We start from the raw sequence: 17,794 nt of genomic DNA on the forward strand, positions 1-17,794 counted from the left end.
GACGAAAGGGGCCGCCGCGAAACACATCGATCGTTTTGCGCGCGGACCTTCTCTCGCCGTTCATGAATCACGTTGTCTGAAAGCGAGAAAGAGGACATGTCGCTCCGCCCACTTCTGAGTATCGTCACGCCTTGCTACAACGAAGAGAGCAATGTCGACGAGCTGTACGCACGCGTTCAGGCCGCCATCGCGCCGCTGCGTGAACGATACGACTTCGAATTCCTGTTTATCGATAATCATTCGGTCGATACGACCGTCGAGAAGCTCAAGGTGCTTGCTGCAAACGATCCTTCGGTAAAGGTTATCGTCAACGCACGTAATTTTGGGCATATCCGTTCGCCGTACTACGGCATCCTGCAGTCGACGGGTGTCGCGACGATCTATCTCGCGTCCGATCTCCAGGACCCGCCTGAAAAGATTCCCGAGTTCGTTCACTACTGGGAGCAGGGCTTCAAGCTCGTCATGGCGACCAAGCCGGTTAGCGCGGGTGCTACGCTGATGCACCAGATCCGAAAGGGCTATTACCGGTTTCTCGACGGGATTTCAGATATTTCGTTGCTCGCCGATTCGACGGGCTTCGGACTCTACGACCGGATCGTGCTTGATCATCTGCGAGAGATCCAGGATCCCTATCCGTATCTGCGCGGCCTGATCTGCGAGCTGGGCTACGAGATCAAGACGATTCCGTTCACGCAGCCGCGCCGGATTCGCGGGGTGTCGAAGAACAACTTCTACACGCTCTACGACATGGCGATGCTCGGCATCATCAGCCACTCGAAGCTTCCGTTGCGGATTGCGTCGATGTTCGGCTTCGTGCTAGCGTTTCTGAGCTTCGTGTCGGCGATTGGTTTCTTCGTGTACAAGCTGCTGCATTGGCGTGACGTGCCACTCGGACTTGCGCCATTCGCCATTCTCGTCATGCTCCTGTTCGGCATGATGTTCATCTTTATCGGCGTGCTCGGCGAATATATCGGCTCGATTCATACCTACGTGCAGAAGCGGCCAATCGTGGTTGAAAAAGAGAGAATCAATTTCTGATTCCGGGGGAGTTTAATTTGTATATCGAAGACTTTGTGCGGCGTATCGCCGGCGGATGGCGTGTGTTGCTGGGCTCGATCATGGCATGTGTCGTGATCATGGGCATATTTCTCGCCGTTTTTGCTCCAGAGTACGAAGGGTCTATTGCGCTGAGAGTAGGCAACGCATCGACCGGGAACCCCATTGAATCTGTGCCGGCCGTCGCGGCGCGTATGCGCAACGCGCACGTGCTGCGCGCGACGCTGAAGGAACTGAACCTTCCCGGCACTGATCGTCAGGTGGACAGGTTGCGAAGCGCAATCCGTGTGCAATCGATCGACGACAACGCGTTTCAGATGACGTTGCGCTGGCCTGATCGTGCGCAGGCGTTGCTGATTTTGAACCGGATTGCCAACGACATGATTGCGCAGCATTCGAGCATGCAAGCATCGTTCACGCAAGGGATACTCGAGAAGTTCCATCAACTGGCGGCGAACACGGGAGGGCGGAGCGCTGTGCTTTCTCCGTCGGTGCAAACCAGCTCGGGTGAACCCCATGCGGAGGGTAATGCCTCCTCTCGCGGCCTTCAGTCGCTGGATGATCAGGCCGCTGCTTTTGCCGTCACGACTCCGACGATCGTCATTTTCCCTGCTGATGTGACCGAAGAGCCCGTGTTTCCGAAGCCGGCAATGATGCTTGCATTGGCCGTGCTTATCGGACTCGTGATCGGTGTCGCCTGGGTCTTCAGCTCGCGTCCGCGCGGCGCCCGCTAAACCCCGTCAGCGCCTCGCGCGGTTCCATGCGAACGCGATGCCGCGGCGCAGGTCGCCGCTCACGGCTCGACCGATCAGCGTGGCGAGGCCTCCCCAGACCAGCGCAAGCGGGCGAGGCCACACAAGAATCGGTGCGAGCCACCAGCGGTAGAGTCCGCGGTCGCCGAGCCGCTCGCTGAAACGCCGGGCAGTTGCCCGGACGTCGCCAGCGTTGGCGAGGCGCTGCCTGAACAGGTAGAACGGGTAGTAGGCGAACATCATCCGCTGCTCGTAACGTTCGATGGCCTGGGCGCCGAGTCCGTCGCGTCGGTAGCCGTCGAGAATCGCGCCCAGGTTCGTCACGAACACCTGCGAGAAATCGTAGCCTCCCGAGTTGTTGCGCTTGCACGCGATCAGATAGCGGTTCATCACCAGGTTGACGCGTGCCGCGAGCGCCGCGCGCAACGCCAGATGAACCTGCACGAGGTTTCCGCCGCGGAAATTCATTGCATCGGCGCCGGGGAGCAGGCGCTTGTTGATCACGCATGATGAGATCAGCGTCAGCAGCGGCCCGATCGCGGGCAGGAATGCGTCCACGTGGTCGTACGCCCGATCGTTGCCCTTACCGCCTGGATATTCGCGCCGGAAGTCGTGCTCGAATCCGTACGGGCGCATGCAAACCACACCCCATTCGTCACGCTCGAGTGCATCGAGCAGGCGTTCCAGTGCACCGTCGACGAAGAGGTCGTCGTCGCCGAGGATCTGAACGTAGTGACCCGCCGCGACATTGAAGCACTGTGCGATGTTGGCATCCGAGCCGATGTTTTCGGCGTTGCAGATATACCGGATCTTGAGCCCCGCCGCGTCTTCGCGCGCGACGACCGCAGCGGTGTTGTCTTCGCTCGCATTGTCGGAAACGACGATTTCGACGAGGGACTGACGCACCGCCGGCAGGCGATGGAGCTCGAGACGCAATTGCTCGAGGGTGATTTCGAGGAAGCTCGCGCGTTGCCAGGTCGGGATGGCAATCGTCAGCAGCGGTGAAGCGGAATTCAGGATGGTAGCCTCCAAAGTTGATTGCAGCGGCGCCATACGAAGGTCGAGACGGGCAGGATAAACACCGTCTGTACCAGTAGCAATGCTACGACGACGCCTTCGGCCGAGTAGCGCTGCGCGGCCCATGCGGAGATCGGTACCGTGAGGCAGGCGCCGGCCACAGCGACCCACACGAGCGGTTCACGGCGGAAGGAGCGCAGTTGCGCCGCGAGCATGCCGATGACGTTGTTGAGCAGCGCTACGCCGAGCAGTCCTGCAAATGGCCAGAACGGAAGCACGCGTGTGGCATATGCGGTGCGGTCGAGCAGAAACCGCATGCCGCACAGGACGAGCGCGCCCGCGATAAAGGCGAGCGTCGATGTGCGGAAATCGTGCTTGAACAACGCATCGAGGCGCGGCCAGTCGCGACGGCTTGCAGCCTGCGCCATGGCCGGAATACGGCGCGCCATCCACGACTGCGCGAGCAGGCCGAGCATGTTCGCGATGGTCAGCGACAGCCCCATCTGACCAGCGACGACGGCGCCCTGCGTATGGAACAGCAGCGGCGTGTAAATCTGGGTCAACAGATAGCCCGACAGCCAGCTCAGGCCAATACGCCACTGCAACGGCCAGATTTCATTGCGCCAGCTGATATGCGCACCTTCGGTCGCATGGCGCACGGCAGTGATGAGGCCCGGGCGCCGCCACGCGATCCACGCCGCGGCGATGACAGGTGCGGCGATCGCCGGCAGGGCAGGCGCCCACAATCCCTTTCCGCATGCGATGGCGACCCATGCGCCAAGGGCGCCGACGACGCCTTGCGCAAGCCGCACCTGATACGCCTCGCGAACGCGCCCGCTGCCTTCGATGACAGCGATGAACGGCAGCGCGAGGATGCCCGTTGCAGTCGCTGCGCACAAGACCGACCACGCTGGCACCCAGGTATTCAGCGGCACCGCGTCGGCCGAACCGTGATGAAGGAAGAAAACCAAGCCCGCCGGGAACAGCAGAATGAGGAATGCGATTGCAAGAGCAAGATAGATCCGCGCGGACAGCCTCAGCAGTGCATGGAACTGGTGACGGGATTCGCCGCTCGTGTGGCCCTTCGAAAGCCACTGCGTAGACACGAACAGGTGGGCTGTGAGCTGAATGATGACGATCGAAAGACCGAGGTCGAACAACGTATAGATCGCTGCGAGGCTCAGGAAGCTGTAATACCAGCCTTGCTGGACTGGAGACAGGAAGTGTGCGACGAGGGCGACAGTCATGAGACCCGACGCGGCCTGCCAGCCTCGCTGGGCGACGATCATCATGATGTCGGACCGCGCGGCGCGTGTTATCGAAGCGAGCATGAAGAGTGAGCGAGGCGCGAAATTCGATCGTTAGGTCGGGAAATCATCGGCATCGCGCGCGTGCGAATCTGTGCCGACCGTGCATTTTACGCGTTACGGGTGGAGATGCGCGAATTTGACCGAAGGTGCGATGCGGCGTGGGGAGGTACGGCATTTCGCCGAAACACGCATCTCGGCGATAATCACGCCGCCTGGTTCGGAGTCGAGCCTTCCACCCGCTTGCGTCGCACCAAAGGTTGTCCCAATGACTGTGTGGATCGTAGAACAATGAAATTGACGCCCGCCTCAGCTACTCGACAAACGATTCCGTTGCTGTGCGCTCTGTTGGTAGCGATTGTGGCCGTGGTCGGGCTGTGGGTCTGGCATCAGTTGCCGATCTACCCCGATGAAATCGCCCTGAAAATCTCACGCGGTCGATTCATTCAGGACCATGGCATCGCCTATGGGCTGTACAGAGCGATGTGCCCGGACACGGTGCGGACTACTCCGCTGTTGTTCGTGCCGTCTGCGTGGCTTCTTTCATGGGCTTCGACGGACCTGACGCCGCAGGGGATGCGGATACTTCCCGCTGGAGTCGTACTGGGATCGTTCGCATTTGCCATTGTCTACGCGTTGCGCAGGTATCGCGTATCGAGCGCCTTTTTCATGCTTGGAGCGCTTGTGGGCGTGGCTGGATCCGGTCTGATACTCGCGCGACACGAATTTGCTGCTGAACTGAATGTGCTGATCTGCTTCGTCGCTCTGGCTGTACTGGAGCGTGCGAGTCTTCCGATTGCGATCCGTTTGGGTATTGCGTGTCTTCTGGCCTTCAGTGGCGTTTTCTCGTTGTCGGTCCACGTGCAGGGCGTGTTGTTTATACCGCTGACGGCGCTTTTGATCTACCGACTTATTCAGCCCATTGCACCGCGTTGGCTGCCGATCCCGATTGTATTGGTATATGCGGGGATCGTGATTTGGACCGCCTTCGCATTTCAAGCTCCGTCGTGCACCGGCCATCCGGAGATCGAGAAATTCTGGCGCGATATGACCTACAGCAAAGCGCCGCTGGGAGCTGCATCGGTCTGGAGGTATCTGGCGTCAAGTTATGCCGAGTACCTGCAAACATTCTTCTACGCGAAGGACTACGCCATCCATTACCTCCCGCCTGTCGTTGTCGAGTCGTCCTCCCAACAGAAGTGGCTGGACGGGCTGAACGATCTTATCGCCGTCGCCTTGTCGTTCAATGCGCTCATGCTTGTACTGATCACCATCATTGGCGCCGGTGTGTTTTTCGCCGGGATGTTCCGACTGCGTGGGCGCTCCCTAACCAGCACGCTGCATCACTGTCTCGTCCGACATGAAATCGCGTTGGCCGCGATCGCAGCGCCGATCCTTTTTCTGTTTGTCTATGATCCACTTCACAACTTTTACCGCACGTTTTTTCTTAACTTCGTGGCATCGTTCGTGGTCGCCGTCAGCCTGTCGCGGTTGAACATTCCTCGACCCTGGAGCTGGATCCGCATAGGGATGGCGTCTGTCGTGACCGTGTGTGCGGTAGCATCGATTTTCGCTAACGCGACGTGGTTCGCGACTGCGTTTGAAGGCACGTCAGTCTCGCCGGGTTATGAAGGACCCTCGGTGTCGGTCAACCACGACCCCGCTCATCTCGAAGGCGACGTACGCGCCCTCGAAGCCGAGTGTCACATCGATCCGAAAAAAGGCGGTGCGGTGGTCGATGACATGACTTACGAGGCATTTAAGCGCACCCAGGAGGTTTACGCGATTACGTATATTTACCTGATGGGCACTCTGACGCATCGAACCAGCGCCCAAGTGCTAGAGGGCACATCAGCCCGATTCACGCTCGCTCGTTGCTCCATGATGAACGATGCACGACTGCCGTTCTCGCACCAGCATGGCGATTTGTGCTGCCTGGATTTGACCGGGAAGTAAGACCATGGCTCAGTCACTGCGCCGTTTTATTTTGTCCGCCACGCACCGACCCGGTATCTGGGCGCTCGTCAGCGTATTGAGCCAGAGCCTGACCATCGTGCTGCTCAAGGCCGGCGCGCAACAGTGCGGCAAGGCTTTCTGCGTCGCGCAGATTCCGGTGTACGCGATCGCGGGATCGTTCATCGTATTCCGCGTCATTTCGTGGAACATCGCGCTCAGACGCGGACGGCTGTCGCGCATCTATGCCTATACGGCGTTGAACCCGGTAGTGCTGCTGGCGCTAGCCGTCGCTTTCCTGCGGGAATCCGTGAGCATCTGGGCGGTGGTCGGCGCCTGCATGATTTCGCTCGCGATCTACCTGCACCAGGACGACCGCTCATGATGACCGCCACCGACGCGTTCTACATCTTCATTCCCGTTGCCAACAGTCTGGGTAACATCGCGCTGAAACTATCCGTCGACCGGATGAAGACTCACGGCCGGTTGCAGTTCGCGCTCCTTCAGGCCGTGGGATACGCCATATTCGTTGGCGTCAGCGCATGCTCGTATCTCTATCTCGTATCGCATCCGGCGTCGTACTACGTGGTCGTGCTGGCGCTCACTTACCTGGTCACGATGTATTCGGCGCGCTTGCTGTTCGACCGTCGGATCTCGCTCAGGAATTTCCTGTGCGATTGCCTGATGGTCGCGGGCATGGTGGTTTTCAACCTTTAGCGGACACTATCGGGGTGTGCTTCGACGTAGAGCACCATCGCTCGGTCTGACCGGCTGAAAAGCCTTTGTAGCAAATGCATCGGATAGAGCACCACAGGATTCAGCACGAGACCCAGGAGGTTCGGAAAGTGCGTTTTCATCGGCACGTCGCGATTTCCGGACTGCTTGGTTCGCTCGGTCATGCTCAAGGTGAGCTTGTTGGCTTCACTACGTCTGACCAGCCAGTTCGACACAGGAAAAAGCAGATTGGACACCGGAAAGGTGAGGCCCGCGATGTGATCGATCGTCCATCCGGCTTTCGCCAGGAGGCTTTGCGCTGAATCAGCGGTGTAGCGGCGAAAATGGCCCGCAATTTCGTCTTCGATGCCCCAATGCGCGGGCGAAGCCGGCACGAGAGTAATCATGCGGCCGCCACTCATGAGCGTCGACCGCGCGCGTTCGACGAACGCCTGTTCGCCTTCATCGTCCAGATGCTCGATGACCATGCATGACACGACAAGGTCGGCCGTCATATCGGAGCCGGTCTGAAGCCAGTCGCCGAGCACCGGCCGGTAGCGCCCTTGCGCGATCTCCGTTGAAAAGCGGGATTGCAGCTTCTTGATGGTTGCGGCCTCAAGGTCGAACGCCGTGCCTTGCCATCCCAGTTCGAGCAATAAATTGGACAGATCGCCTGCGCCCGGGCCGATCTCGACGAAACAGCCCGGTTTGATGTGGCGCAGGCGCTCCTTGACATACATGAGTTGCAGTAGTGTGCCGGGCGGAAGTGCGTTCATGGGATAAGCGTCATTCAGTGAGTTGATGGCAGCCACACTCTCGGTCGACCACATAGAGCGGGCGCCCCTTCGCGGCCTCGAAGATCCGGGAGACATAGAGCCCGACGGCACCGACGCTGGCAAGAATCAGCCCGGTCGAGAACAGGATCGCGACGGCAAGGCTGGTCCATCCCGGCAACGCTGACGCGGCCAGGTACCGATAAATGAAATAGCACCCCAGCAACACGCTCGCCAGCGTAAAGAAGAGGCCCGCCTGTACGATCCAGTTCAGAAACACGCTTGTCTGGAAAAACATCCCGTCGAGCGCGTGCTTGAACAGATGCCGAATGGTGTAGGCGCTCTCACCCGCGTGCCGCTCCGCATGCGCATATTCGATCGTGCCGGCGTTGAATCCGAGCCAGCGCAGGATGAACAGATAGTGACGGTCGCGTTCCGGGAACTCGAGAAATGCATCCGCGACGCGTCGGCTCAGAATGCTCAGCGTACTGTAGCTGCCGTCGATGCGTGTGCCTGTCAGCTTGCTCATCAGAGAGAAGTAGAGCTTCGCTCCGACCTTGCGGAACGCAGAATGCGTGCGCTCGACACGGCGCGCAAGTATGAGATCGTAGCCTTTGTCCATCTCCTTGATCAGGTCCGTGATCATTTCCGGAGGATCCTGCAGATCGCAATCCATGAGTACGACGCGATCGCCTCGCGCGTGCGCAATGCCCGCGGTAATGGCGATGTGCTGTCCGAAATTTCGGCTTAGCCGGACGCCACGAACCTGCGGAAACCGTTGCGACAGTGTCTCGATCAACGGCCATGAATTGTCCGGGCTGCGATCATCGACAAGGACAATCTCGAACGAGCCGACAAGCGGAGTCAGCACGCGCTCGACGCGGGTGCACAAGGCCTCGAGGCAATCGAGGCAGTTGTAGGATGCAACGACGACACTGATGTCGGGCCGCTTCATATCGTCGGCGCTGACCGTCATTGCGAAGCTCCTTTCCGGGCAAGCAACCGCTTTTGACGGTCCTGCCTCCAGCCGAGCGCCGTCACCGGGACTGCGGACGTATAGCCGAGCAGCTGTTTCAGCGCGGGGTCGTCGGTGAACGCGTCGCCTAGCGCCCGCGGGAAGTCGTACTGTTGCTTCAGAATGGGCACTGTGTAGAGGTGGTTGACGCCTCGACGCACGCGCTCCGACACATTCGTGCCCGCGCGGTGGAACGTCATTGCGTCGAACAAAATGACGGATCCCGCCGGGGCGTCGAGCTGGACCGCGTGCCGGCTCAGATACGATTGCGATGGAATCTTCGGCTGGCGATGTGTCGATGGCAGAACCAGTGTGCCGCCGGTTTCGCGATCGAACGAGTCGATGGCGAAGAGCGCGCCAATTGCCAGCGGGCGAGAGATGACCCATTCCTGATATGGAAGGTCTCGATGCCACTGGCTTTGATGGTGGCGCAGATCGGGGCGGTTGATGATTGCGTTCTGAAGATTGAGGATGACCCAGTCGCCAATCAGGCAGCGCACCACCTCGAGTACTCGAGGGTGATTTGCAAGCTGCACGAACGACGGGTCGTAGAGAAGGGGCGCACGGCACATGTCCGCTTCCCCGATCGTTTCGAGAGCAGCGCGACCGCCGAATTCAGCTTCCTGAGCGGCGTACGTCGAATCGATGCGCTCGCGCCATGTGTCGAGTTCTGTCGCTGCGACGACATTGGGCAGGATCGAATACCCGAGCGTCGTCACTTCTTCAGCATGCTCGCTTGCACGGTCGGCGAGCTGCTCCGGCGCCATGGAGCCGTAGTAAGCGTTGTGAGTCATCGTAAATCGGTCGCACGTGTTTCAGTCGTGGCGCATTTATAGCATGGGAAGTGAGCGTATTATGCACGCCCCAGCCGCCTATCCATGACTGATCCATAGTTTGCGACGTACCGAACCACGGATCGCTCGGTAAGAGATACACGCGCTTGCCGCAATGGAGGAGCGGCGCAAAAAACGTAGGCATAATGCACAGTTTTGAAAGGCCATTGAACCTGTGACAACAGACGCTCCAAACACGCAAAGTGCTCGACGGCTGACGGTCAGCGTGGTCACGTACCGACCTGACCGCGCGTTGCTCGAGCGTACTTTCAGGAGTCTCGTGGCGGCGTGTGTGCGCATCTGCGGCGGCAGGGGAGCCGAGCGGCTTCGCGTGATCCTGATCGACAATGGGGATGATTTGGACGCCGACTTGTATCGCGTACTCACTGAATGCCAGCAAGTCGAAGTCATTGCGCTGCGTGGACATGGCAACGTCGGCTACGGTGCGGGCCACAATCTGGCACTTCCTTACGCGGACGGCGACTACCATTTGGTCCTCAATCCCGATGTCGAAGTCGGACCGGACGCGATCGAACGCGCACTTACCTTTCTCGACAAGCATCCGGCATTCGGATTGCTTGCACCACGCGTGCGTAACGACAGCGGAGAAGTCGAATATCTGTGCCGGCAGTTTCCATCGATGCTCACGCTATTCGTCCGCGGGTTCTTGCCGCAACGGTTGCGTGGACTATTTCGGGGCCGTTTGGCCCGTTACGAACTCCGCGACAAGATTGGCAGTGACGGGGAATTGATCGACCCGAGTCTCGAAACTCTTGAACCGCAAATCGTGAGCGGGTGCTTCATGTTTTTTCGGACTGCCCCGTTGCTGCAGGTCGGTGGGTTCGATCGACGCTACTTTTTGTATTTCGAGGACTATGATCTAAGCCTGCGTGTTCGCGAGGTCGCGCGCATCGCTTACGTTCCCGAGGTGCGTATCGTGCATTCGGGCGGTGGTGCCGCGCGCAAAGGCCGCGCGCACATCAAGATGTTCGTGGCCTCGGCGATGCGTTTCTACGCGCGGTTTGGCTGGCGGGTGTTATGAGCGCACGCGTCGCCCAGCCGAGCACATCGCATCACGATTCGCGTGCTGCGCGAGCACGTGTGGTAATAGCGCGTGATATCGTGGTTATTTATTGATAGCCGATATGCGCTATTTTTCGTGAAAATGTTCAAAACGTTGAATTGATGTCGAACGCGCTACTACATCGTCGCCGGCTGTCCCGCTTGGTGACCCTTCTGGTCGTTTCGCAGATCATCATGCTGGCGTATGGGATTTTCCTGTTCCTGCGCAGCGGGCGATTTCCGGTCCCGGTGTTTTACGACCCGTACGACACCTTCATGGACTTTTTTAACACGAACTATTGGGCGGTCCATGCCGGACGCTACGATGTCTGGCATTCAATCTATCCCATCTTTACGTTCGTGCTGGGTGCGGCCATGACGCCCGCCAGGTGTGTCTCGCAATTGTCTTCCGTCGGAATTCGCACTTGTGCTTCCGACTCAATCGGATGGATCGTTGCTGCTTATCTTGCGGGGGCATGGGTTTGTGCTCTGGTCGTGACCCGCAAGCTCGACGAAACATGGCCACGCCGGTGGTGGCGTGTCCCGGTGTTGACATTCGTATTTGCCTTAGCGGCCCCGGCCCTGTTTGCCGTCGAACGTGGCAATTACATCGTCATCGTGTTTCTGTGCCTCGGGCTTTCCGAGTTGTCGGGCCGTGACTGGAAGGGGGCCTTGCTGCTCGCGCTTGCGATCAATCTCAAGCAATATCTGGTCGTTCTGTGGCTCGCCCCTTTCCTCAAGCGCCGTTTCGACTATCTCGCACTAAGCGTGATGATGGCACTCGCGATCAACTGGATTTCGTCGATAGCCCTGCCTGACGTACACTATTCAATGCTGTTCGAAAATATGGCTGGATTTTCGACCGGTGCGTCAACGAGTTACTTTGAGAAAATGTGGTACGCGACCTCATTTTCTGCATGGGTCAAGGCTATCGACAATAGTCCGTGGGTTGGCCGTCTGTCTCCCCTCCTGTTTTCGCTGGGGAGTCTTGGCGTGTATTCCCTGCGATGGATTTCACTCGCACTAGTCGGAGTATCTCTGTTGCTGCTGGCGCGGGATCGCGATCAGATTAGCTGGGAAGAGATTTCATTCGTTTCCCTCGTGTCGCTCATGATGCTGACTGACAGCATCGGAGGGTACGCGTTGATTCTCGCATTCCCTGTGGCGGCTGTGCTTGTGGGCCGCGGGCGTTTCGAGGGTATGCTTGTATGTCTGTTTATTCTTGTTACCCCGCTGGACTTCCCCGTCGGACCGTCGCACATCGAGCGGGCGTGGGGCTATTTGATCGGGCGAAGGAGCGACTACATCGCTTCGCTCAGCTTGGGGGCGTACATTCGCCCATTTGCGCTTCTATATCTGCTCTGGGCCTTCATGCTTCCTCAACTTCGTGAGGCGGCGAAAACCTATCTTGCTGTTGCTCGGCGCGAATCCGATGCACCACTGACTCGTGGTTCAAACGAGCAGCACACTCACGGCTGAGCATGTCTGTGCTGGCTGGGCATGACCCATTGCGAGAATGCCGGCCTGAAACGGTGCGTCGGCAAATCGAGGGTCAGTGTCGGTGTGTTCCGGGCTCGAAACCGAGCGTTTGTTTGTGTTTTGCTCACTAAAGATCGATTTGAATGAAACAAATGTTGCACGATATCGTTGTTGTGATCGGCATGCCGCGTGGCGGTACCACGTGGCTTTACGAGAATATCAAGGCCCATCCCGATGTCTGTGTATCCGAGATCAAGGAGATCAACCGCTACTTGCTCGACATGAGCGATGACAAATATCGTCGTCTCTTCAAGGACACGTCGCGTAGATTCAAAATAGACATCAGCCCGTTGTACTACTTCGACCGGGAAGCACTTGCCGAAATTGCACGGCGGCACGATAAGGTCATTTTCCTCGAGCGCGAGCCTGACTCGTGGCTGGGGAGTATGCGAAAACAGATTGCCAAGTACGACAACACGGCCGATCAGATGGCCAGCACGGGGGTGTTCAGAATCCCCGTCGCCAAACATCGCACTATCATCTTTGACGCCAACGAATACGATCAGCAGCGATATATTGCCGAGGTTGAAACGATCTTCGGAGACAAGCTGCTGAAACTCCGTTTCTCGGATGTCGAGGAAAGCCCCGTCGCGCTTTTGAGCTCAATCGAGAGGTTTCTGGGAATCCGTTCGTACTTCAATGAAACCAATGTCGTCACCGAAAAGATCAACGCGGGTGACAAGACGCTTTCGAGGTTCTACGCCGCTTTGGCGCGTTCGCACGCTCTGGACATAGCGATCCCGATTGCGCTGGCTATTCTGCCGAGGCGCGTGATTCACTGGCTCAGATCGCGTTTTGTCTACAGACGCTGACGGACTCGCGGCGCATCCCGTGTTGCATCGCACGTATCAATGTGCGACGAGCCAGCGCGTAGTGCCAATGTCATCTGGTCTCCCGCTACGCCAGCTCAATCACAAATCTCAGAGTTGGCGGGCGGCTTTGACCAGGATGTCGATCACACGATCCTGGTCGCTTCGGTCGAGACCGACCCATAACGGGAGACGAACGAGCCGCTCTGACAGGTTCTCGGTCACATCGAGCGAGCCATGGGGGCGTCCATAGCGCTGCCCCGCGGGTGACGAGTGCAACGGGACGTAGTGGAACACCGACACGATTTCGTTCTTCAGGAATGCGTCGAGCACGTTTTGCCGGTCTACCGATTCATTGAGCAATACGTAGTACATGTGTCCATTGTGTCCGCAGGTATCCGGAATAATGGGTCGACGGAGAAATCCCTGTTCCTCGAGATCGGCAAGTTGCTCGTGGTAATAGTTCCAGTGCGCGAGGCGCTCCCGCGTGATCTTGTCCGCTTCTTCTAGTTGCGCCCACAAGAATGCTGCGATGAGTTCACCGGGAAGGAAGGATGACCCGACCTCTTGCCATGTGTATTTGTCTACCTGTCCTCGGAAGAACCGGCTGCGGTCCGTACCCTTCTCCCGAATGATTTCCGCACGTGACGCGAGTTCACTGTCGTTGACGAGCAGCGCGCCGCCTTCACCGGAAATGACATTCTTCGTCTCGTGAAAGCTGTATGCGCCGAGATGTCCGATCGAGCCCAACGCGCGGCCGCGATACGTTGCTGTCACGCCTTGTGCAGCGTCTTCAACCACTCGCAGGCCGTGGCGTTCGGCAATGGACATGATGGTGTCCATCTCACAGCCCACCCCAGCATAGTGAACCGGGACGATGGCTCGGGTCCTAGGTGTAATGGCCGCTTCGATGAGCTTTTCGTCGAGATTGAGCGTGTCCGGCCGGATGTCGACGAAGACGGGCACACCGCCGCGAAGCACGAACGCATTGGCGGTCGAGACGAAGGTGTACGACGGCATGATGACTTCATCGCCTGGCGAAATGTCCAGCAGAAGAGCCATCATTTCGAGCGCCGCGGTACACGAATGCGTGAGCAGTGCTTTGTGTGCACCCGTGCGCTTTTCAAGCCATTCGTGACAGCGCTTGGTGAAGGGGCCGTCGCCTGCAAGCGAGCCGTTGAAATGCGACTCAGCGATGTAAAACAGCTCCTTCCCGGTCATGTGAGGTCGATTGAACGCGATGCGTTGACCGACGGGCTTGGATTTCGCATTCATAGCGGATGTGACGTAGCGGACGAGCCGGAGTTATGAAGAACTGTGGCGAACGAGTCGGGCAAGTCCGAACCCGGACTTACCAAAGGCGTTTCCGTTATAGAGCATATAGCGCTGACCATCATGATCGAACACGTACGGATATTCGATCATTTCACTGTCCCATCCGTCGGGCGATACGCCGATCCCGGCATTTGCGAGGTCGAGTACCCAGTGCTTGCCGTCAGCGCTGTGCGCGTAGCCGATGCGATAACGCTCCCCCGTACCGCTGCGGTACGAGAACCACATATCCAGTGAGCCGTCGTCGTTTGCCGCGACCGTTGGACGAGAGAAGGCCTGTGCTTTGCCAAGCTCGTAGGGTACGGCCAGACCGTGGCGTTGCCACTTGTGCCCATCCGTCGATGTGGCGTGCTTTATCACATGGATCATTTCCCCGTTCGGGCTGTCCCATGAGAGCGTTGAGCCGTACCACATCTGGTATTCGCCATTCGCAGCGCGCATGACCCAAGGATACGAGAGGCTGACCGGGTCGGTGGAGTCAGACGTCATCAGGGGCGTCTCATCGGCGGGTTCGAGACGCCAGTTGTCGGTCAATCGGATTCGCCCGATGTCGCCTCGCCAATGTTGACCCGGCGGAGTTTGCCACCCCATGAATCCGATGAAGCGGGCGCCGTCGGCCTCGTACACGTTGCCGATGCTGACGCCATCCGCGTAATAGCTGCCGAGAGCACCATATGCAAACAGGGGTTCCGTGAGCACGTTCTCGATGACACGCCGGACGATGTCGACATCGACTGCGCCGACGGACGAGCGATTGTTCTTGTCCCTGCCGCTGAAAAATACTCGGTAGACGTCGTCGTGCAAATGCACGGGCAAGGGATTCGCCGCATGCGTCAGCAGCAACGGATGAAGGCCGTCGTCAGGGACACGGAATAGCGGCCCGAGTTTTTCCCAATGGTGTTTCATATCTTTCGGAGTCGTGAACTGGGGACGCGAGATCGTTCCGTTTCGGTGCCCAGATAGACGCCTTCGGCTTCTGCGTCACTTAAGATCAGTGCTCCCGCGCCAATCACGCAACGGTGGCCGATGGAGATGTGATTGCGCAAGGTCGCGTTGACGCCAATGAAACATTGCTCACCGATCTTGACGCCACCGGAGATTACGGCGTGTGAGGCGATAAAGGTGTGCGCACCGATCGTGCTGTGATGCCCGATGTGGTTGCCGCTCCAGAGCGTCACGTCGTCGCCGATCGTCGCGAACGGCTGGATGGTGTTGTCTTCGAAAATGAAGCAATTCTCGCCGATGCGGCCGTCGTTCAGCACCGTCGCGTGCGGGCTGACAAACGATGTCAGTGTATAGCCGAGTGCTTTCGCTGCCTCGAATTTTTCCCGGCGCAATGCATTGAGTTTCGAATAGCCAATCGCCACGAACATGTCGTATTCCTCGGGCGGATACAGCCGGGTCACGTCCTCGAAAGCGATAAGCGGAAGACCGCAAAAAGACTCAGCGTTGACGAATGGCGCGTCCACGGTGAAGGCCGCGACCTTTTGGCTCGTTTGCCGCTCGAAGTAGTAGTGCGCAACTTGCCCGATTTCGCCGATGCCAAAGATCACGAGCTTGTCTTTCATGGATCTTTCCTTACGAGGACCGTGAACTCATGGAGCCCGTAGTCATGGAGAAAAGCGACCTTGTGCGAGTCGTCGCGCCGCCAGTATTGAATATATTGACACCGATGGAATTCTTCGATGCGATATGCATCATTGTCTCGCGTCGGATTCGGAACCGAGATCATATGACGAAAATGTTTCTTGATCGACTATCGCGCCGGACTGGACGCTTCGGATTCACTCCGGGATGCAGCGCATCGAGCGCGCAGATTCGGCTCCGCAGTTGAATAGAAGGTCGACGATGGATACGCCGTGAACGAAGTCGCCCCACAGCTGCGGATAGTCCGGGTAGCCCGCGTAATCGAACCAGCTGACCTGAATGTCTCGTTCACTGAAAACGGCGTCGTCGATATAGTCTTTGGCGGCGGGCCCTGATACATAGATCGCGCCGCCGGCCTGCGCGCAGAGGTCGGCCAGCCGCTCCGACTTGCCCTCGATGAGGGTGTAGTCCCACGAATTTGTGATTCGGGTCGTGATGCCCAGATAGCTGCAGATGTGCTCGATGAACGTCCGATTCAGCTCGGAGATCGACGTGTATTCGTGTTCCAGATAAAGCGGGCGAAGCCATTGCGCGACTTCGTTGAAATGAGCGGCGCGCTTGTAGTTCTGTTCAATCGTTTTCCAGTGAGCGGCCGCCCAGTCCGTGCCGTCGATCAGTGTCTCGCGGATCGTCTGATGGTATTTGCCTTTGACGAGCACGGGAACAGTCAGCCATTGAACGCCCTGCGGCGTCTTGATCTGATTGCGGTTTCGCCAATCGCGCCGCGTGTACTGCATGTCGTCATACAGAATGAATTCGTCGACCGCCGCGATCATGTCGAAGTATCCCTTCCACGGGATGTAGTTGGATTGAACGATGGCGACTTTTTTCATGACGGGCTTCACATCCGTGGGCGACGGTCTGCGACGACGAATTGTGCAATTCGTGCCTACGCAGTTGCGGGAAGCTGGGGATTATTACATGCGTCGCAGGGGGCAAGCGGATACCGTGGGGATCGATGTGGAAGCGGGACTGTGGGAGTGCCACTTCCACCCGACACGGTAAGATAAGGCGATCGGTCTGTGGTTGGTGGCGTCAAGCCACCGCGACCGGCACCGGCAATTTGAACATGCTCGGCACGTCAACGCCGATCATCCATTCCAGCGTGTCGTCAAAGTCACGCAATGCGCGCGCCCCAATCAGCGCGTCGAGTCGCAGCGTCGAACCGCGTACCAGCCGCGGATCATTGGCCCGCACAAACGCTGGATTGACCGTGACCTCGATCGGATGCCCGGTCACCGCACGCAGGGTGTCAAGGACGTATTGCAGCGGATACGCGCGTCCCGAGCAGATATTGACGACCACGGACTTCGCTTCGCTTTCGACTAGCCCGAGGTAGGCTTGAGCCACATCGCGGACATCGGAGAAGTCGCGCTCCACGTCGAGGTTGCCCAGTTCGATCCGGGGTGCGCGCCGCGCGAAGTGATCGACGATTTTGGCAGTGACGAAGTTGATCGCCTGCCCGCGGCCGATGTAATTGAACGGGCGGACGACGAGGATCGGCAAACGGTCGAAATACGTGCGCGCCGTGAATTCCATCGCCACCTTGCTGATGGCGTAGTGATTGGCCGGCTTGAGCGGCGCGTCTTCGTCGATTTCGCTCTGTCCCTGCGCAGGCGTGCCGTACACCATCGAGCTGCTGACAAGCACGATCTTGTGCGGCACATGCCCGACCTCGATGCAGGCACGCAGCAGATTCTCCGTGCCCAGAACGTTGACGAGGTAATACGGCTCAATGTTCTTTTCCGCCGCGAACGCCACGCCCGCGAGATGCAGGATGACGTCGGGCCGGTGCGCATCGATCACGCGACGGCAAGCTTCGCGGTCGACCACGTCGAGTGCGACCTCGTTGGCGTCCAGCGGTGCGGTCATCGCATTCTCGAGCACCGCGCCGATCACCGTGTGCCCGGCCGCCTCCAGCACCGCACGCACATACGGGCCCGTGAAGCCCCGAGAACCGGTAAGCAGGACTTTCATCGCAGCCC

Annotated in this window: 18 protein-coding genes; 8 read left to right on the plus strand and 10 right to left on the minus strand. The window is 58.5% G+C overall.

Going from position 1 to position 17,794, the window contains the following annotated elements:
• Window positions 1-96: 96 nt before the first annotated feature.
• Window positions 97-1,038: a glycosyltransferase family 2 protein gene (locus ACMFWR_RS04995; RefSeq protein WP_413193908.1), complete on the plus strand. Its 942-nt coding sequence runs from the start codon at window positions 97-99 to the stop codon at window positions 1,036-1,038.
• Between the two features lie 17 nt (window positions 1,039-1,055).
• Window positions 1,056-1,790, plus strand: a complete 735-nt coding sequence (locus ACMFWR_RS05000; protein ID WP_413193909.1) for a hypothetical protein — start codon at window positions 1,056-1,058, stop codon at window positions 1,788-1,790.
• Window positions 1,791-1,796: 6 nt separating this feature from the next.
• Here the strand turns inward: ACMFWR_RS05000 and ACMFWR_RS05005 are convergent, their stop codons facing one another.
• Together ACMFWR_RS05005 and ACMFWR_RS05010 are read right to left on the minus strand one after the other, a co-directional pair.
• Window positions 1,797-2,840 (minus strand): glycosyltransferase family 2 protein, encoded by a 1,044-nt coding sequence (locus tag ACMFWR_RS05005; RefSeq protein ID WP_413193910.1) that lies wholly within the window; start codon window positions 2,838-2,840, stop codon window positions 1,797-1,799.
• On the minus strand, window positions 2,822-4,156 hold the full coding sequence (locus ACMFWR_RS05010; RefSeq protein ID WP_413193911.1) for a hypothetical protein: 1,335 nt from the start codon (window positions 4,154-4,156) through the stop codon (window positions 2,822-2,824). The genes ACMFWR_RS05005 and ACMFWR_RS05010 overlap by 19 nt, the downstream gene beginning before the upstream one ends.
• Before the next feature lie 267 nt (window positions 4,157-4,423).
• On the opposite strand from ACMFWR_RS05010, the gene ACMFWR_RS05015 reads away from it, so the two are divergent.
• The 3 genes from ACMFWR_RS05015 to ACMFWR_RS05025 are packed head-to-tail and all read left to right on the plus strand — an operon-like array spanning window position 4,424 to window position 6,802.
• A complete protein-coding gene (locus ACMFWR_RS05015; protein WP_413193912.1) occupies window positions 4,424-6,088 on the plus strand; it encodes a hypothetical protein in 1,665 nt (554 codons plus the stop codon).
• Between the two features lie 4 nt (window positions 6,089-6,092).
• Window positions 6,093-6,470, plus strand: a complete 378-nt coding sequence (locus ACMFWR_RS05020; RefSeq protein ID WP_413193913.1) for an EamA family transporter — start codon at window positions 6,093-6,095, stop codon at window positions 6,468-6,470.
• Window positions 6,467-6,802, plus strand: a complete 336-nt coding sequence (locus ACMFWR_RS05025; RefSeq protein ID WP_413193914.1) for a hypothetical protein — start codon at window positions 6,467-6,469, stop codon at window positions 6,800-6,802. The genes ACMFWR_RS05020 and ACMFWR_RS05025 overlap by 4 nt, the downstream gene beginning before the upstream one ends.
• Here ACMFWR_RS05025 and ACMFWR_RS05030 read toward each other — a convergent pair.
• From ACMFWR_RS05030 to ACMFWR_RS05040, 3 genes are read right to left on the minus strand one after another with little or no spacing between them, the layout of a single operon-like run.
• Window positions 6,799-7,575, minus strand: coding sequence for an SAM-dependent methyltransferase (locus tag ACMFWR_RS05030; protein WP_413193915.1), 777 nt, complete (start codon window positions 7,573-7,575; stop codon window positions 6,799-6,801). The two genes, ACMFWR_RS05025 and ACMFWR_RS05030, sit on opposite strands and share 4 nt — an antisense overlap.
• A gap of 10 nt (window positions 7,576-7,585) precedes the next feature.
• On the minus strand, window positions 7,586-8,548 hold the full coding sequence (locus ACMFWR_RS05035; protein WP_413193916.1) for a glycosyltransferase family 2 protein: 963 nt from the start codon (window positions 8,546-8,548) through the stop codon (window positions 7,586-7,588).
• Window positions 8,545-9,381: a phytanoyl-CoA dioxygenase family protein gene (locus tag ACMFWR_RS05040; protein WP_413193917.1), complete on the minus strand. Its 837-nt coding sequence runs from the start codon at window positions 9,379-9,381 to the stop codon at window positions 8,545-8,547. The genes ACMFWR_RS05035 and ACMFWR_RS05040 overlap by 4 nt, the downstream gene beginning before the upstream one ends.
• 265 nt (window positions 9,382-9,646) lie before the next feature.
• Here ACMFWR_RS05040 and ACMFWR_RS05045 point away from each other — a divergent pair, with 265 nt between their 5' ends.
• The 3 genes from ACMFWR_RS05045 to ACMFWR_RS05055 all read left to right on the plus strand — a co-directional run bounded on the left by ACMFWR_RS05045 (window position 9,647) and on the right by ACMFWR_RS05055 (window position 12,833).
• Window positions 9,647-10,462, plus strand: a complete 816-nt coding sequence (locus ACMFWR_RS05045; RefSeq protein ID WP_413193918.1) for a glycosyltransferase family 2 protein — start codon at window positions 9,647-9,649, stop codon at window positions 10,460-10,462.
• A gap of 185 nt (window positions 10,463-10,647) precedes the next feature.
• Window positions 10,648-11,961, plus strand: a complete 1,314-nt coding sequence (locus ACMFWR_RS05050; RefSeq protein ID WP_413194787.1) for a glycosyltransferase 87 family protein — start codon at window positions 10,648-10,650, stop codon at window positions 11,959-11,961.
• A 143-nt stretch (window positions 11,962-12,104) separates the two neighbouring features.
• Window positions 12,105-12,833, plus strand: a complete 729-nt coding sequence (locus tag ACMFWR_RS05055) for a sulfotransferase family protein (protein ID WP_413193919.1) — start codon at window positions 12,105-12,107, stop codon at window positions 12,831-12,833.
• Between the two features lie 108 nt (window positions 12,834-12,941).
• On the opposite strand, the gene rffA is transcribed toward ACMFWR_RS05055, so the two are convergent.
• The 5 genes from rffA to ACMFWR_RS05080 form a co-directional block, all read right to left on the minus strand.
• Entirely contained in the window at window positions 12,942-14,051 is a 1,110-nt protein-coding gene (gene rffA / locus ACMFWR_RS05060) for a dTDP-4-amino-4,6-dideoxygalactose transaminase (RefSeq protein WP_413193920.1), read from the minus strand.
• Between the two features lie 84 nt (window positions 14,052-14,135).
• Complete coding sequence (locus tag ACMFWR_RS05065) at window positions 14,136-15,068, minus strand: hypothetical protein (protein ID WP_413193921.1); 933 nt, start codon at window positions 15,066-15,068, stop codon at window positions 14,136-14,138.
• Window positions 15,065-15,730, minus strand: a complete 666-nt coding sequence (locus tag ACMFWR_RS05070) for an acetyltransferase (RefSeq protein WP_413193922.1) — start codon at window positions 15,728-15,730, stop codon at window positions 15,065-15,067. The genes ACMFWR_RS05065 and ACMFWR_RS05070 overlap by 4 nt, the downstream gene beginning before the upstream one ends.
• 216 nt (window positions 15,731-15,946) lie before the next feature.
• Window positions 15,947-16,642 carry a WbqC family protein gene (locus ACMFWR_RS05075; protein WP_413193923.1) on the minus strand — a complete coding sequence of 232 codons (696 nt, stop codon included), beginning with the start codon at window positions 16,640-16,642 and terminating at the stop codon, window positions 15,947-15,949.
• Window positions 16,643-16,844: 202 nt separating this feature from the next.
• Window positions 16,845-17,786 carry an NAD-dependent epimerase/dehydratase family protein gene (locus tag ACMFWR_RS05080; protein WP_413193924.1) on the minus strand — a complete coding sequence of 314 codons (942 nt, stop codon included), beginning with the start codon at window positions 17,784-17,786 and terminating at the stop codon, window positions 16,845-16,847.
• Window positions 17,787-17,794: the final 8 nt, after the last annotated feature.

It is taken from the genome of Pararobbsia alpina (assembly GCF_965118125.1).
In the GTDB taxonomy this organism is placed as follows: Bacteria; Pseudomonadota; Gammaproteobacteria; order Burkholderiales; family Burkholderiaceae; genus Pararobbsia; species Pararobbsia alpina_A.

Excerpts from the sequence above, each read along its gene's own strand:
- ACMFWR_RS05035 (WP_413193916.1), bottom strand. The coding sequence starts at position 8,548 with ATGACGGTCAGCGCCGACGATATGAAGCGGCCCGACATCAGTGTCGTC.
- ACMFWR_RS05065 (WP_413193921.1), bottom strand. The coding sequence starts at position 15,068 with ATGAAACACCATTGGGAAAAACTCGGGCCGCTATTCCGTGTCCCTGAC.
- ACMFWR_RS05020 (WP_413193913.1), top strand. The coding sequence starts at position 6,093 with ATGGCTCAGTCACTGCGCCGTTTTATTTTGTCCGCCACGCACCGACCC.
- ACMFWR_RS05080 (WP_413193924.1), bottom strand. The coding sequence starts at position 17,786 with ATGAAAGTCCTGCTTACCGGTTCTCGGGGCTTCACGGGCCCGTATGTG.
- ACMFWR_RS05075 (WP_413193923.1), bottom strand. The coding sequence starts at position 16,642 with ATGAAAAAAGTCGCCATCGTTCAATCCAACTACATCCCGTGGAAGGGA.
- ACMFWR_RS04995 (WP_413193908.1), top strand. The coding sequence starts at position 97 with ATGTCGCTCCGCCCACTTCTGAGTATCGTCACGCCTTGCTACAACGAA.
- ACMFWR_RS05010 (WP_413193911.1), bottom strand. The coding sequence starts at position 4,156 with ATGCTCGCTTCGATAACACGCGCCGCGCGGTCCGACATCATGATGATC.
- ACMFWR_RS05040 (WP_413193917.1), bottom strand. The coding sequence starts at position 9,381 with ATGACTCACAACGCTTACTACGGCTCCATGGCGCCGGAGCAGCTCGCC.
- ACMFWR_RS05055 (WP_413193919.1), top strand. The coding sequence starts at position 12,105 with ATGAAACAAATGTTGCACGATATCGTTGTTGTGATCGGCATGCCGCGT.
- ACMFWR_RS05030 (WP_413193915.1), bottom strand. The coding sequence starts at position 7,575 with ATGAACGCACTTCCGCCCGGCACACTACTGCAACTCATGTATGTCAAG.
- ACMFWR_RS05025 (WP_413193914.1), top strand. The coding sequence starts at position 6,467 with ATGATGACCGCCACCGACGCGTTCTACATCTTCATTCCCGTTGCCAAC.
- ACMFWR_RS05070 (WP_413193922.1), bottom strand. The coding sequence starts at position 15,730 with ATGAAAGACAAGCTCGTGATCTTTGGCATCGGCGAAATCGGGCAAGTT.
- ACMFWR_RS05015 (WP_413193912.1), top strand. The coding sequence starts at position 4,424 with ATGAAATTGACGCCCGCCTCAGCTACTCGACAAACGATTCCGTTGCTG.
- rffA (WP_413193920.1), bottom strand. The coding sequence starts at position 14,051 with ATGACCGGGAAGGAGCTGTTTTACATCGCTGAGTCGCATTTCAACGGC.